The sequence below is a fragment of the Streptomyces sp. NPDC051976 genome, assembly GCF_040680795.1.
In the GTDB taxonomy this organism is placed as follows: domain Bacteria; phylum Actinomycetota; class Actinomycetes; order Streptomycetales; family Streptomycetaceae; genus Actinacidiphila.
In genome coordinates this window covers 1-13,189 of sequence record NZ_JBFAXL010000032.1, presented here as the reverse complement: position 1 = coordinate 13,189, position 13,189 = coordinate 1, and the positions used below count along the sequence as shown (strand labels likewise).

12 protein-coding genes are annotated in these 13,189 nt (G+C 73.5%); 8 read left to right on the top strand and 4 right to left on the bottom strand.

From position 1 onward, the window contains the following. Positions 1–66: 66 nt before the first annotated feature. Positions 67–969: a LysR substrate-binding domain-containing protein gene (locus AB0M29_RS27415; RefSeq protein ID WP_365387187.1), complete on the top strand. Its 903-nt coding sequence runs from the start codon at positions 67–69 to the stop codon at positions 967–969. 68 nt (positions 970–1,037) lie between these two features. Here AB0M29_RS27415 and AB0M29_RS27410 read toward each other — a convergent pair whose 3' ends face one another. Further along, positions 1,038–1,394, bottom strand: a complete 357-nt coding sequence (locus tag AB0M29_RS27410) for a cupin domain-containing protein (RefSeq protein ID WP_365387185.1) — start codon at positions 1,392–1,394, stop codon at positions 1,038–1,040. A gap of 80 nt (positions 1,395–1,474) precedes the next feature. On the opposite strand from AB0M29_RS27410, the gene AB0M29_RS27405 reads away from it, so the two are divergent. After that, positions 1,475–2,320, top strand: coding sequence for an AraC family transcriptional regulator (locus tag AB0M29_RS27405; protein ID WP_365387183.1), 846 nt, complete (start codon positions 1,475–1,477; stop codon positions 2,318–2,320). Positions 2,321–2,344: 24 nt separating this feature from the next. Here the strand turns inward: AB0M29_RS27405 and AB0M29_RS27400 are convergent, their stop codons facing one another. Next, positions 2,345–4,402 (bottom strand): phosphocholine-specific phospholipase C, encoded by a 2,058-nt coding sequence (locus AB0M29_RS27400; RefSeq protein ID WP_365387181.1) that lies wholly within the window; start codon positions 4,400–4,402, stop codon positions 2,345–2,347. A 311-nt stretch (positions 4,403–4,713) separates the two neighbouring features. Here AB0M29_RS27400 and AB0M29_RS27395 point away from each other — a divergent pair, with 311 nt between their 5' ends. Both AB0M29_RS27395 and AB0M29_RS27390 read left to right on the top strand, forming a co-directional pair. Continuing rightward, positions 4,714–6,306, top strand: a complete 1,593-nt coding sequence (locus tag AB0M29_RS27395; protein ID WP_365387179.1) for a metallophosphoesterase family protein — start codon at positions 4,714–4,716, stop codon at positions 6,304–6,306. Positions 6,307–6,466: 160 nt separating this feature from the next. Continuing rightward, entirely contained in the window at positions 6,467–7,009 is a 543-nt protein-coding gene (locus AB0M29_RS27390; RefSeq protein WP_365387177.1) for a DUF2231 domain-containing protein, read from the top strand. A gap of 12 nt (positions 7,010–7,021) precedes the next feature. On the opposite strand, the gene AB0M29_RS27385 is transcribed toward AB0M29_RS27390, so the two are convergent. Further along, on the bottom strand, positions 7,022–8,557 hold the full coding sequence (locus tag AB0M29_RS27385) for a HAMP domain-containing sensor histidine kinase (protein ID WP_365387175.1): 1,536 nt from the start codon (positions 8,555–8,557) through the stop codon (positions 7,022–7,024). Next, positions 8,554–9,306 carry a response regulator transcription factor gene (locus AB0M29_RS27380; RefSeq protein WP_365387173.1) on the bottom strand — a complete coding sequence of 251 codons (753 nt, stop codon included), beginning with the start codon at positions 9,304–9,306 and terminating at the stop codon, positions 8,554–8,556. Before AB0M29_RS27380 ends, AB0M29_RS27385 begins: the two co-directional genes overlap by 4 nt. Before the next feature lie 150 nt (positions 9,307–9,456). On the opposite strand from AB0M29_RS27380, the gene AB0M29_RS27375 reads away from it, so the two are divergent. The 4 genes from AB0M29_RS27375 to AB0M29_RS27360 all read left to right on the top strand — a co-directional run bounded on the left by AB0M29_RS27375 (position 9,457) and on the right by AB0M29_RS27360 (position 13,154). After that, positions 9,457–10,821, top strand: coding sequence for a ferredoxin reductase family protein (locus AB0M29_RS27375; protein ID WP_365387172.1), 1,365 nt, complete (start codon positions 9,457–9,459; stop codon positions 10,819–10,821). 7 nt (positions 10,822–10,828) lie between these two features. Further along, a complete protein-coding gene (locus AB0M29_RS27370) occupies positions 10,829–11,374 on the top strand; it encodes an FMN-binding protein (protein WP_365387170.1) in 546 nt (181 codons plus the stop codon). 34 nt (positions 11,375–11,408) lie between these two features. Continuing rightward, the gene (locus tag AB0M29_RS27365) at positions 11,409–12,116 is read left to right on the top strand and encodes an FAD:protein FMN transferase (RefSeq protein ID WP_365387344.1); all 708 of its coding nucleotides are present in this window, start codon (positions 11,409–11,411) and stop codon (positions 12,114–12,116) included. A 141-nt stretch (positions 12,117–12,257) separates the two neighbouring features. Further along, positions 12,258–13,154, top strand: coding sequence for an alpha/beta hydrolase (locus tag AB0M29_RS27360; protein WP_365387168.1), 897 nt, complete (start codon positions 12,258–12,260; stop codon positions 13,152–13,154). Positions 13,155–13,189: the final 35 nt, after the last annotated feature.

Genomic DNA, 13,189 nt, shown 5'->3' with positions numbered 1-13,189 from the left:
GTGGTCCAAGACATGATATTGCTGGTCTCCATAGGCACTGGCTATCGAAGCGCCTACCCTGGAGATATGCAGTTCCAGCAGCTCGCGTACTTCGTGGCCGTCGCCGACACCCGGCACTTCACCCGCGCCGCCGAGGAGGTGCATGTCTCGCAGCCGTCGCTGTCCCAGCAGATCCGGGCGCTGGAGCGGGAGCTGGGCGCCGAACTGTTCAGCCGGGCCCGGGGGAACATCACCCTGACCGACGCCGGGGAGGCGCTGCTGCCGCTGGCCCGGCGGATCCTGGCCGACGCCGACACCGCCCGCCACGAGGTGCTGGAGCTGGCGCAGTTGCGCCGCGGCCGGGTGCGGCTGGGCGCCACCCCGAGCCTGTGCACCGGCCTGCTGCCGGATGTGCTGCGCACTTTCCACGATCTGCACCCGGGCATCCAGTTGCTGATCGAGGAGGGCGGTTCGCACGACCTCGTACGGGAGTTGGCGCGCGGCGCGCTCGATCTGGCGCTGGTGGTGCTGCCGTTGCCGTCGCCGTCCCCCGCGCTGACCACCGTCGAGCTGTTCCAGGAGGACCTGGTGGCGGTCTCGTCCCGCTGGGCGCCCGCGCCGCGCTCGCCGCTGCGGATCGGTGATCTGGAGGGGCAGCCGATGGTGATGTTCCGGCACGGCTACGACCTGCGGGACCTGACCCTCAACGCCTGCCGGGCCGCGGGCTTCGAGCCGTACTTCACCGTCGAGGGCGGCGAGATGGACGCGGTGCTCGGCTTCGTCCGGGCGGGCCTGGGGATCGGCGTGGTCCCCAGCATGGTCGCCTCCCGCACCGGGCAGGACCTGCGTGTCACCCCGCTGGCCCGCCCGGGGCTGCGCCGTACCATCGCGCTGGCCCACCGCAGCGACGTCGCCCCGCCGCGGGCGGCCCGGGTGCTCCAGGAGGTCCTGCTGGCCCGCCACACACCGGCGCCCGCCACCCGGAGGTGACGGGCCGCGGGCCCGCCTCGACGAGGTCGCCGAGGCCCGGCGCGCGTACGAAGACGCGCCCGCCGGGGTCAGGCCAGCGGGACCGCGGGCCGGCTGAGCGGGCCGCCCGCGTCGCCGGTGTTGAGCGTGCCCGCCGGCTCCAGCAGCAGGATCGCGGTCTCCTCGTCCGCCTTCGGGCAGTGCTCCACCCCCTTGGGCACCACATACATGTCCCCCGGGCCCAGCACCACGTCGCCGTCCCTGAGCTGGAGGGTGAGGCGGCCGCTGACCACGAGGAAGAACTCGTCGGTGTCCTCGTGGCGGTGCCAGACGAACTCGCCGTGCACCTTGGCCAGCTTCACCTCGTAGTCGTTGACCGCGGCCACGGTCCGCTGCGACCACATGTCGGTGATCCGTGCCAGTGCGTCCGTGATGTTGACGGTCACGGTGTCTCCCTCGGTTCGTCGCCGGTCTGCCGCTCGCAGCGTCCCGCACGGCCCGGCCGGTGGTCTTGTACATTCTTGGCATGAAGGGTTCCCGGACCGGCGCGGCCGGCGCGAAGGGGTCCCGGACCGCCGTCTCGCAGGTCGACGCGTGGACGCCCGCCGTGCCCGGGATCACCGAGGTGCTGCACGCGCACTTCACCGACCACGCGTATCCGGTGCACACCCACGACACGTGGGACCTGATGATCCTCGACGACGGCGCGGTCGACTTCGCGCTCGACCGCCGCCGGCACGGCGTGGGTGGCGCGAGCGCGGTGACCCTGCTGCCGCCCGGCGTCCCGCACGACGGGCGCACCGTGAACCCGCTGGGCTTCCGCAAACGGGTGCTCTACCTCGACACCGCGGTGCTGCCCGAGCGGCTGGCGGGCGCGGCGGTCGACGTGCCCGTGCTCGGCGACGTCCTGCTGCGGCGCCGCATCCACCAGCTGCACAGCGCGCTGCGGCACCGCGACGACTGCCTGGAGGCCGAGTCCCGGCTGGCGTTCGTCCGCGAGCGCCTGCTGTTCCACCTCGACGCCCGCTCGGCCACCGAACCCGGCCGCGAGGCCGCCCTGCTGGCCGCCCGGCTGCGCGAGCTGCTCGACGCCCGGGTCACCGACGGCCTGACGCTCGACGAGGCGACCGCGCTGCTGCACGCCCACCCGACCCATCTGATCCGCTGCTTCAAGCAGGCGTACGGGCTGCCGCCGCACACCTATCTGACCGGCAAGCGCATCGAGCGCGCCCGCCGTCTGCTGCTCGCCGGGCAGCGGCCGGTCGACGTGGCCCTCGCCGTCGGCTTCTACGACCAGGCCCACTTGAACCGGCACTTCACCCGCCACCTGGGCGTGTCCCCGGCCCGCTTCGGCCGCGGGCGGCACCCGTAGGCGCCGCCCTCGGCCGCGAGGCGTTCAGCCGGTGATGATCGCCGGGTCGCTGACGCCGGGGCGGCCCGTCTCGACGTGTCCGGCGAAGCGGCGCAGGAAGGTCCCGTCGTGGTCGCTGACCACGGTCAGGTCGTACCAGTGCCTGCCCGCCCACAGGTCCACCGACTGCGTGAGGCGGCGGCCGGCGCGCACCACGTAGGTGCGGTGCTTGCCGTCGTAGGCGTTGCTGACGGTCAGCCGGACGTCCTCGTGGCCGGAGTTGGTCATGGTCAGCTCGACCCGGCCGGTCTCGGCGTCGTGGCGGGCGGTCACCTCGGGCCCGGTGTGCGCGGCGGAGCCCTTGAAGGCGCGCAGGAAGCCGTTCGGGCCGTGCGCGGTCAGGTCGTAGGCGCCCTGCGCCGCGGCGGTGTCCCAGCTGCCGGAGATCTTCTTGCCCGCCTCGGTGGTGTACGTCCACGGGCCGTCGGCGCGGTTGGCCGCGGTGACGTGGAAGCAGGCGCCGGCGGCCACGCCGCCGCCGAAGGTGAGGGTGACATGCCCGTTGGAGGAGGTGACGGCGGCGTCCACCAGCGGCGCGTACGGCAGCGGGCGCGAGGGCCGCCGGCCCTTCTCCTGCTTGGGCAGCACCGGGTTGGCCGGGGGCACCGGCACATAGCTGTCGTGGCGCTGGTCGTCGGTGGGCCGGTAGCCGTCGGTGCCGGGCAGGTCGACGGTGCCGGAGCGCTTGAGGCCGAAGTCGAACGCCGAGGTGAGGTCGCCGCAGACCGCGCGGCGCCAGGGCGAGATGTTGGGCTCGTGCACGCCGAAACGGCGCTCCATGAACCGGATGATCGAGGTGTGGTCGAAGACCTCGGAGCACACGTAACCGCCGGTGCTCCAGGGCGAGACCACCAGCATCGGGACGCGCTGGCCGAGCCCGTAGGGACCGGCGGCGTAGGTGCTGTTGCCCGCGAAGACCTCCAGGTCGGTCGCGGCGGTCGAGGCGCCGCGGTCGGGCGAGACCGGCGCGAAGGGCGGCACCACGTGGTCGAAATAGCCGTCGTTCTCGTCGTAGGTGATGAACAGCGCGGTCCTGCTCCACACCTCGGGGTTGGAGGTGAGCGCGTCCAGGACCTGCGAGATGTACCAGGCGCCGTAGTTCGCGGGCCAGTTGGGGTGCTCCGAGAACGCCTCGGGCGCCGCTATCCACGACACCTGCGGCAGCTTGCCCGCCTTCACGTCCGCCTTCAGGACGTCGAAGAAGCCCTCGCCCGCCTTGGCGTCGGTGCCGGTCCTGGCCTTCTCGTAGAGCGCGTCGCCCGGCTTGGCGTTGCGGTAGTTGTCGAAGTACAGCAGCGAGTTGTCGCCGTAGTTGCCCCGGTAGGCGTCCTCGATCCAGCCCCAGCCGCCCGCCGCGTCCAGGCCGTCGCCGATGTCCTGGTAGATCTTCCAGGAGATCTTGGACTGCTCCAGCCGCTCGGGGTAGGTCGTCCAGGAGTAGCCCGCCTCGTCGTTGCCGAGGACCGGTCCCTTGCCCTTGCCGTCGTTGCCCGTGTAGCCGGTCCACATGTAGTAGCGGTTCGGGTCGGTCGCGCCGATGAACGAGCAGTGGTACGAGTCGCAGACCGTGAACGCGTCGGCGAGCGCGTAGTGGAACGGGATGTCGTCCCGGGTCAGATGCGCCATCGTGCCGGTGCCCTTGGCGGGGATCCACTGGTCGTACCGCCCGGCGTTGAACGCCTTGTGGCCGCCGATCCAGTCGTGGTTGAGGCCCTCGATGAACTGCATGCCGAGGTCCTCGGCGTCCGGGTGGTAGGGCAGCACGTCCTTGCCGCCGTCCGGCTGGTGCCACACCGACTTGCCGGAGGCCAGCGTCACGGGGCGCGGGTCGCCGAATCCGCGGACACCCTTCATCGCACCGAAGTAGTGGTCGAAGGACCGGTTCTCCTGCATCAGGACGACGATGTGCTCGACGTCCCTGAGGGTGCCGGTACGGCGGCTGGCCGGGATGGCCGCGGCCCGGTTGATGCTGTTGGACAGGGCGGTGAAGCCCGCGGTGGCGCCTGCGATCTGCAGGAACCGGCGCCGGTTGAGTTCAGACATGGATCCGGGGACCTCTTCGCTGTCGGAGGAACGGGTGACCAGGGTGCTCCCAGGGCAGCGAGTGCGGGAGACCGCCCGGTGTCGCGGATGTGACGGCAGGCGGTACGCGGTACGAACTCCGCTGCCGGTCACGGCGTGGCGGGCCGAACGCCCTGCCCGGCGGGGGCGGTTCGCAGCCGTCCGTTATCGGCCGATCGCGCCGGGTACCGACGTGTGGCCGCAAGGCGGAGTTCAACTGGGCGTCGCCGGAGGGCGCGAGTCTTCACGCGATTCCTCATGCGTACGTTCGCAGCCCTGCACAAGGAGCCACGATGGTTGCACAGACGGATACACCGGGCTCGTCCGGAGAGGTCAGCCGGCGCACCGCCGTCGGCCTGCTCGGCACCGCGGGTGTCGGGGCGGTCGCCGCCCCGCTGCTGACCGCGACCCCGGCGGCCGCCGCCCCGGCCGGCGCCCCCGCGTTCCACCCCTCCCCGGACACCGGCGGCGCCCCCGTGATCCAGGGACTGCACCTCACCTTCGGCAAGGACCCCAGCAGCCAGATGGTGGTCTCCTGGCTGACCGACGGCCCCGTGAAGCGCCCGCGGGTGCTCTACGGCACGCTCGAGCACGGCCTCGGCTCCGGCGCCTCGGCCACCACCCGCTCGTACACCGACGGCAAGTCGGGCCGTACGGTCTACGTCCACCACGCGCTGCTCGGCCGGCTCTCCCCCGGCACCGAGTACCTGTACGTGGTCTCGCACGACGGCGCCACGCCCGACAGCGGCAACTTCCGTACCGCGCCGCGCGACCGCCGCCCGCTGACCTTCACCAGCTTCGGTGACCAGTCGGCGCCGCAGGTGACATGGACCGCGGCCGGCGCCGTCGGCCTGGACGCCAACTCCACGCCCGCCACCAAGGACATCGTCAGCGGCGTGGAGCAGGTCGCCCCGCTCTTCCACCTGCTCAACGGCGACCTGTGCTACGCGAACCTGGACGTCGACCGGGTGCGCACCTGGAACAACTTCTTCACCAACAACACCCGTTCGGCCCGGTTCCGCCCGTGGATGCCCGCGGCGGGCAACCACGAGATCGAGAGCGCCAACGGACCGCTGGGCCTGGGCGCGTTCCAGACGTACTTCCAGCTCCCGTCGACCGAGACCGACGACGAACTCGCGGGCCTGTGGTACGCGTTCACCGCCGGTTCGGTGCGGGTGATCGTGCTGCAGAACGACGACAACTGCCTGCAGGACGGCGGTGACGTCTACATCAGCGGATACTCCGGCGGCCGTCAGCTCGCCTTCCTGGAGCGGGAGTTGCGGGCGGCCAGGTCCGACCGCGACATCGACTGGGTGGTCGTCGCCATGCACCAGGTGATGGTCAGCTCCACCGACGCCAACGGCTCCGACCTCGGGCTGCGCCAGAAGTACGGGCCGCTGTTCGACCGCTACGGGGTGGACCTGGTGGTCTGCGGCCACGAGCACAACTACGAGCGGTCGCTGGCCGTCCGCGGTGTGGTGACCGGCAGCGAGACGCTCACGCCGAACCCGGTCTCGACCGCCACCGACGACATCGACACCTCGCTCGGCACCGTGCACATGGTGCTCGGCGGCGGTGGCGTCTCCGGCACCACCAACCAGGCGTTCTTCAAGGACGGCACGGGCAAGGTCATCACCGCGGTGTCGTCGACGCCGGGCGCCAACGGCAAGCGCACTTCCGTCTACGTCAAGGAGCAGGCGGTCTGGGCGGGCGTGCGCGACACCGACCACCCGTACGGCTTCGCGGCGTTCACCGTGGACCCGGGCCGCTTCCCCGGCGACACCACCCGCATGCACGTCACGTACTACAACGTGAACAAGCCCAACGGCGACCTGTCGGTGTTCGAGAACTTCACGCTGCACCGCAAGCGCTCCGACGGCCGCTGAGCCAGGGCCCGCCCGCGCACCGTCCCCGCGGAGCCGCGCACACGGCTCCGCGGGGACGGTGCGACGGGTGTTTCAGAAGTAACTCAGAAGTTGGCATGGAACGCTGCGGTCCGTACCTGTCCCCGTGCACGTCGACGACCCCGTCCTGGAGCCAACACCCATGAGTCTCACGCACATTGACGGCTTGCCCGCACACGTGCTCTTCGTCCACTTCATCGTGGTGATGGTGCCATTGACCGCATTGGCCGCCATCGTCTGCGCGATACGGCCGCGGTACGCCCGGCGGCTGGGGCTCACGCTGCCGGTCCTCGGCCTGGTGACGCTCGCCATGGTGCCGGTCACCACGCACGCGGGCGAGTGGCTTCAGTCGCGCGTCGGCCATGACCCGCTGGTGGAGAAGCACACGGAGCTGGGCGACGGCCTGCTGCCCTGGGCGGGGGCGCTGTTCCTGGTCACCGCGGCGGTCTGGTGGATGGGCCGCCGTCTCGCCGCCCAGGACGCGCAGCCGGCCGCCGAGGGCGGTCAGGCACCGGCCGCCGGCGCCTGGTGGCGGGCCCCGAGGGCGCTGCACCTCACCGCGGTGGTGCTGGCAGTCGTCATCGGCACCGGCGCCGTGGTGGACGTCTACCGGATCGGCGAGTCCGGCGCCAAGGCCGCCTGGCACGACAACTACGACAAGTCCGCGAGCGGCCAGCCCGGTTGATCCCCGGGCGCGCTACCGCGCCGGTTCCGCGGGTCCGCCCGGCAGGGTCACCTCGAAGGACGTCGCGCCTGGCCGGCTCTCCAGGGTGACCGAGCCGCCGTGCGCGGCGGCGACGGCCGCGACGATGGCGAGGCCGAGCCCGGCGCCGTGGCCGGTCGCGGTGGCGGACGTGACGCCCGGGGCGGGCGCCGTGCCCGCGTCGTCGCGCAGGTGGTCGGCGCGGGCGAAGCGCTCGAAGACGGTGTCGCGTACGGCCTCGGGGACACCGGGCCCGTTGTCGGTGACCGTGAGCAGGGTGGCGTCCGGGTGCTGACGCAGGCGGACCAGGACGCGGGTGCCCGCCGGGGTGTGGACGCGGGCGTTCGCGAGCAGGTTGGCGGTGATCTGCTGGAGGCGGTGGGCGTCCCCGATCAGGGTGACCGGCTCGGCGGGCAGGTCCAGCGCCCACAGATGGCCGGGGCCCGCGGCCCTGGCGTCGTCGACCGCGTCCAGTACGAGGCGGGTGAGGTCGACGGGCTCGGCGGCGAGCGGGCGGCCCGCGTCGAGCCGGGCGAGCAGCAGCAGGTCGTCCACCATGCCGCCCATCCGCGCCGACTCGGCGGCGATCCGGTCCAGCGCCCGGGTCACCCCCGGCGGCACCGGTCCGGGGTGGCGCAGCGCCAGCTCCGCGTGCCCGCGGATCGCGGCGACCGGGGTGCGCAGCTCATGGCTGGCGTCGGCGGCGAACCGCCGCAGCCGCTCCTCGCTGGCGTGCCGTTTGGTCAGCGCGTTCTCGACATGGCCGAGCATCCGGTTGAAGGCGGTGCCGACCCGGCCGACCTCGGTGCGCGGGTCGGTGTCGGGCACCCGGTCGGGCAGCGTCACCTCGCCGCTGTCCAGCGGCAGCGCGGTGACCGAGGCGGCCGTCGCGGCCACCCGGCTCAGCGGCCGCAGCGACCAGCGCACCCAGAAGGCGCCCGCCGCGCCCGCCACCACCAGCGCGCCGCCGAAGACCGCCGCCTCGACGGCCATCAGCCGCTTCTCGGCGTCCTCGACCGAGCCGAACGGCAGCCCGGTGATCAGCACGTCGCCGTCGTCGCCCTTGACGGCCACCACGCGGTAGTCGTGCAGCGCCGACAGCTCCAGCCGGTGGCAGTGGCCGTCGGGGGCGAGCGCGGCCAGTGCCGCCCGGTCGGCGGCGGTCAGGGTGACGCTGGTGTCGGCCCCGGCCCGGATCACGGCGGCGCCGGTGACCTTGCCGTGCAGCAGCCGGGCCCCGAAGGTGCCCTGCGCCTGGCGGCGGGTGTCGACCTGCGCGTTGTCCGCGTCGGGCTCCTTCCCGCCCGGCCCGCCGCCGGTGCCGGTGCCCGGGTGCTCCAGGCTCGCGGGGAACCGGCCTCCCGCCTCGGCGAGCTGCTGGTCGAGCCGCTCGGTGAGGAACGCCCGCAGCGCCACCACCGCCGCGATCCCCACGGCCGCGCAGCTCAGCGCGAGCAGCACCACGAGACCGCAGGTCAGCCGGGCCCGCAGGGTGCGCGGCAGCAGCCGCGTCAGACGTGTGCCGCTCACTGCGGGGATTTCAGCAGATAGCCCGCGCCGCGCACGGTGTGGATCATCGGCTCCCGCCCGGCGTCGACCTTGCGGCGCAGATAGGAGATGTACAGCTCGACGACATGGGCCTGGCCGCCGAAGTCGTACGACCACACGCGGTCCAGGATCTGCGCCTTGCTGAGCACCCGGCGCGGGTTGCGCATCAGATAGCGCAGCAGCTCGAACTCGGTCGGCGACAGCTCGACGATCTCGCCGCCGCGGGTCACCTCCCGCGCGTCCTCGTCCATCACCAGGTCGCCGACGGTGAGCACCGCCGCGTCGCCGCGCGCCCTGGTCATCCCGGCGCGGCGCAGCAGCCCGCGCAGCCGGGCCAGCACCTCCTCCAGGCTGAACGGCTTGGTCACGTAGTCGTCGCCGCCCGCCGTGATGCCCGCGATGCGGTCCTCGACGGAGTCGCGCGCGGTGAGGAAGAGCACGCAGACGTCGGTCTGCTCGGCCCGGATCTGCCGGAGGACGGACAGCCCGTCGCCGTCGGGCAGCATCACGTCGAGGACCACCGCGTCCGGCGTGAAGTCGCGCGCCGCGGCCACCGCCGAGGCGACGTCCCCCGCGGTGCGCACCTCCCAGCCCTCGTAGGCCAGGACGCCGGAGAGCACCTCGGCGAGGTCGGGTTCGTCGTCGACGACCAGCACCCGGACCGGTGAGCCGTCGGGGTGGGTGAGCGGATGCGTCTGCGGGGACTGACGCGCGGGTGAGGGGGTGTCCATGGTCCTTCCAGCATCACCCGGCGGGCGCCTCCCGTGGCGCTCCACGAGCTCTGCGTTGGCTGTGAATCTCGGGGCGGAACGTCACGTTCAGAGCTGGTTCAGAGGTTGCCGCCGCACAGTGGCCAGCGTACGACCAGGAAAGGAACCACCGTGACCACCACCGTCTCCCCACCGCCGGCCCGCCATGCGGTGGCCCGGCCCGCCCGGCGCTCGCCCGCCACCGTGATCCTGGTCCTGTGCTGGGCGGGCGCGGCGGCGGCGGTCGGCCTGTGGTGGCAGAACACGCACAGCGTCGTCGGCCCGGCGGACTGGCTGCTCGGCGCGGGCCGGATCGCCGGGCTGCTCACCGGGTACTGCTGCGCGCTGCTGGTCGCCCTCATGGCCCGGATACCGGCGCTCGAGCAGGGCGTGGGCAGCGACCGGGTGGCCCGCTGGCACGCGATGGCGGGCCGCTACACGATCTGCCTGCTGGTGGCGCACATCACGCTGATCCTCACCGGTTACACGGTCCAGGCCCACACCTCACTGGTCGGCGAGACGGAGACCGTCGTCCTCACCTACCCCGACATGCTCAAGGGCACGATCGGCGGTCTGCTGCTCATCGTCGTCGGCGTGGTCTCGGTCCGCGCGGTCCGCCGCAGGGTCCGCTACGAGACCTGGTACTACCTGCACCTGCTGACGTATCTCGCGGTCTTCCTCGCCTTCTGGCACCAGCTCGCGCTCGGCGCGGACTTCGTCGGGAACACTCCGGCGCGGGTCTTCTGGTACGCGCTCTACGGGGGCGCCGCCGCGGCCGTGCTGTGGTTCCGGGTGCTGGCGCCGCAGCGGCTGAACCTGCGGCACCGGCTGCGGGTCGCCCGGGTGGTGCGGGAGGCGCCGGACGTGGTGTCAGTGATCGTGCACGGCGAGCGGCTGCCGGAGCTGGCGGTACGGCCCGGGCAGTTCCTGCGCTGGCGCTTCCTGACGCCGGGGCTGTGGTGGACGGCGAGCCCTTACTCGCTGTCGGCCGCCCCGCGGGAGGGGGCGCTGCGGATCACCGTCAAGGAGGTCGGCAGCCACAGCAGGGCGCTGGCCCGGCTGCGGCCCGGCACCCGGATCTGGGCCGAGGGGCCGTACGGCGCGCTGACCGCGGACCGCAGGACCCGGCAGAAGGTGCTGCTGATCGCGGGCGGTGTCGGCGTCACCCCGCTGCGGGCGCTCTTCGAGTCGCTGCCCGCGCGCCCCGGCGACCTGACGCTGGTCTACCGCGCCCACAGCCCGGCCGACCTGGCGCTGCGCGCCGAGCTGGAGTCGATCGCCGCCGCCCGCGGCGCCCGGCTGCACCTCGCGGTCAACACCCCGGACGGCCGCCGTCCCGTACTGAGCGCCCGGGCTCTGCGGGCCGCGCTGCCCGACATCGCGGAGCACGACGTCTACCTGTGCGGGCCGCCGGGCATGACCCGCGCCTCGTACGAGGCCCTTCGGGAGGCGGGCGTACCGGCCCGCCGTATCCACCACGAGTCCTTCGAACTGTGAGCACCCCATGAGCGCCCTTCCCGCACCTCCGCTGCGCCGGATCCTGCTGGCGACGGTGGCGACCGTCTCCGGTGGCCTGCTGCTGCTCTCGCTGAAGCCGCACTCCACGGGCGGCGCCGCCGACGTGGCCGCCCGGTCGACCTCCCCGGCGGCGGCGCCGTCCGCCTCGGCGGCGCCCTCGGCCCCGGCCTCTCCCCAGCCCTCGGCCAGCGGCGGCAAGTCCTCCTCCGGCTCCTCCGGCTCTTCCAAGGCACCGAGCACTTCCAGCGCCCCGGTGACCCGCACGGTCGACGGCGACACCGTGCAGACCCGCTACGGGCCGGTGCAGCTGCGCGTCACCCTCACCGGCGGGAAGATCACCGCGGTGACCACCCTCCAGCTCCCGCAGGACAACCCACGGGACCAGGAGATCTCCGGCTTCGCGGTGCCGCAGCTCACCCAGGAGGCGCTGGCCGCGCAGAGCGCGCGGATCGACTCCGTGTCGGGGGCCTCGTACACCAGCGACGGGTACATACAGTCCCTGCAGAGCGCGCTGGACAAGGCCGGTGCCTGAGACCGGCGCCCGGCTGCGCCGGGTCGAGCACACCATGGGCACCGCCTTCTCCTTCGACGTGCGCGGCGGCGGCGAGCGCCGGGTGGCGGCGGCGCTGGACGCCGCGGCGGCCTGGTTGCACCACGTGGACGAGGTCTTCTCGACCTACCGCCCCGACAGCGAGATCAGCCGCCTCGCGGCGGGCACGCGGACCCTGGCGGCGTGCGGTCCCGAGGTGCGCGAGGTGGCCGCGCTGTGCGAGGCGGCCGAGAGCGACACCGCCGGGTGGTTCACCGCGCGGTACGCGGGCGGCTTCGACCCGACCGGGCTGGTGAAGGGGTGGGCGGTGGAGCGCGCCGCCGCGATGCTGGCGTCGGCGGGCGCCGAGGCGGTGTGCGTCAACGGCGGCGGCGACGTCCAGCTGCACGGCGGTCCGTGGCGGATCGGCGTCACCGACCCGCTGCGGCCCGGCGCCCTGGCGACGCTTGTGGAGTTCGACGGCGACGCCCTCGCCGTCGCCACCTCGGGCCCCGCGGAACGCGGCTGCCACATCCTTGACCCCCGCACCGGCCGCCCGCCCGCCGCCGGGCTCGCCTCCCTCACCGTGGTCTGCCGGAGCCTCACCGACGCGGACGTGCGCGCCACCGCCGGGTACGCGATGGGCCCCCGGGCGCGGGGGTGGCTGACGGCGCTCCGCGGCACGGAGGGCTTCGCGGTGGCGGCCGACGGCACCACCTGGCGCACCCCGGGCTTCGCCGCGTAGCGCCCGCACCTCCGCGCGGGCGGTGACAGGACACACCCTCCGGGGCCGCGTTGTGTGCGCCGCGACCATGGGCGGCGAGCCGCACGCTCTCTATCGTGCTGCGGATCGGAGCTGGGTCACGGCCGGAGCGGGAGCGGGCACATGCGGGAGTTCGAGGATGCCGGGATCCCGGTGGACGGCGGGCGGTTGACGGTACGGCGCTGGCCGGGACCCGCGGGCGGGCCCGTCGTCCTGGCCGTGCACGGGATCGCGAGCAACGGGCTGGCGTGGAGCCGGGTCGCCGAGGAACTCGGCGAGGTGGAGCTGATCGCCCCCGACCTGCGCGGTCGCGGGCTCAGCCGGGACGTGACCGGCCGCGGCGGCATGGCGCGGCACGCCGACGACCTGCTGGCGGTGCTCGACCACTTCGGCATCGGGCGGGCGGTGCTGGCCGGGCACTCGATGGGTGGCTTCGTCGGTTGCGTCGCCGCACGGCGCGACCCGGAGCGCTACTCCTCGCTCGTGCTGGCCGACGGCGGTCTCGGCTTCCCCGTGCCCGAAGGCACCGACATCGACGTGGTGCTGGAGGCGGTGATCGGGCCCGCGATGCGCAAGCTGGACATGGTGTTCGCCGACCGGGCCGCGTACCACGCCTTCTGGGCGGCGCACCCGGCCTTCGCGCGGCTCGGCGGGCCGCTGGTGGCCGGCTACCTGGACCGCGACCTCGTCGGCGAGGCACCGCGGATGCGCTCCGCGTGCCGCGCGGCGGCGATCCGCGAGGACGCGGAGGACGAGCTGCGCAACCCCGACGTCTTCGCCGCCCTCCACCAACTGACCGTCCCGACCCGGCTGTTGTGGGCCGAGCGGGGGCTGATGGACGAGCCGACCGGGCTGTACGCGCCCGCGGTGATCGCCGCCGCCGATCTGGAGGCGGAGGGCGTCAGCACGCACTTCGTGCCGGACGTCAACCACTACTCGCTGGTGCTCGGTGCGCCCGGCGCCCGTGTCGTGGCCGCGCATCTGGCGGACGCCGTGCGCCGCGCCCCGGCCCCGGGGTGAGGGCTCGCAGCCGCCGTGCTCCCCGCACAGGGGTC

What these genes read in the sequence shown, in the direction of transcription:
- AB0M29_RS27395 (WP_365387179.1), top strand. Translation starts at nt 4,714, where the DNA reads ATGGTTGCACAGACGGATACACCGGGCTCGTCCGGAGAGGTCAGCCGG.
- AB0M29_RS27390 (WP_365387177.1), top strand. Translation starts at nt 6,467, where the DNA reads ATGAGTCTCACGCACATTGACGGCTTGCCCGCACACGTGCTCTTCGTC.
- AB0M29_RS27415 (WP_365387187.1), top strand. Translation starts at nt 67, where the DNA reads ATGCAGTTCCAGCAGCTCGCGTACTTCGTGGCCGTCGCCGACACCCGG.
- AB0M29_RS27365 (WP_365387344.1), top strand. Translation starts at nt 11,409, where the DNA reads ATGGGCACCGCCTTCTCCTTCGACGTGCGCGGCGGCGGCGAGCGCCGG.
- AB0M29_RS27370 (WP_365387170.1), top strand. Translation starts at nt 10,829, where the DNA reads ATGAGCGCCCTTCCCGCACCTCCGCTGCGCCGGATCCTGCTGGCGACG.
- AB0M29_RS27400 (WP_365387181.1), bottom strand. Translation starts at nt 4,402, where the DNA reads ATGTCTGAACTCAACCGGCGCCGGTTCCTGCAGATCGCAGGCGCCACC.
- AB0M29_RS27380 (WP_365387173.1), bottom strand. Translation starts at nt 9,306, where the DNA reads ATGGACACCCCCTCACCCGCGCGTCAGTCCCCGCAGACGCATCCGCTC.
- AB0M29_RS27405 (WP_365387183.1), top strand. Translation starts at nt 1,475, where the DNA reads ATGAAGGGTTCCCGGACCGGCGCGGCCGGCGCGAAGGGGTCCCGGACC.
- AB0M29_RS27360 (WP_365387168.1), top strand. Translation starts at nt 12,258, where the DNA reads ATGCGGGAGTTCGAGGATGCCGGGATCCCGGTGGACGGCGGGCGGTTG.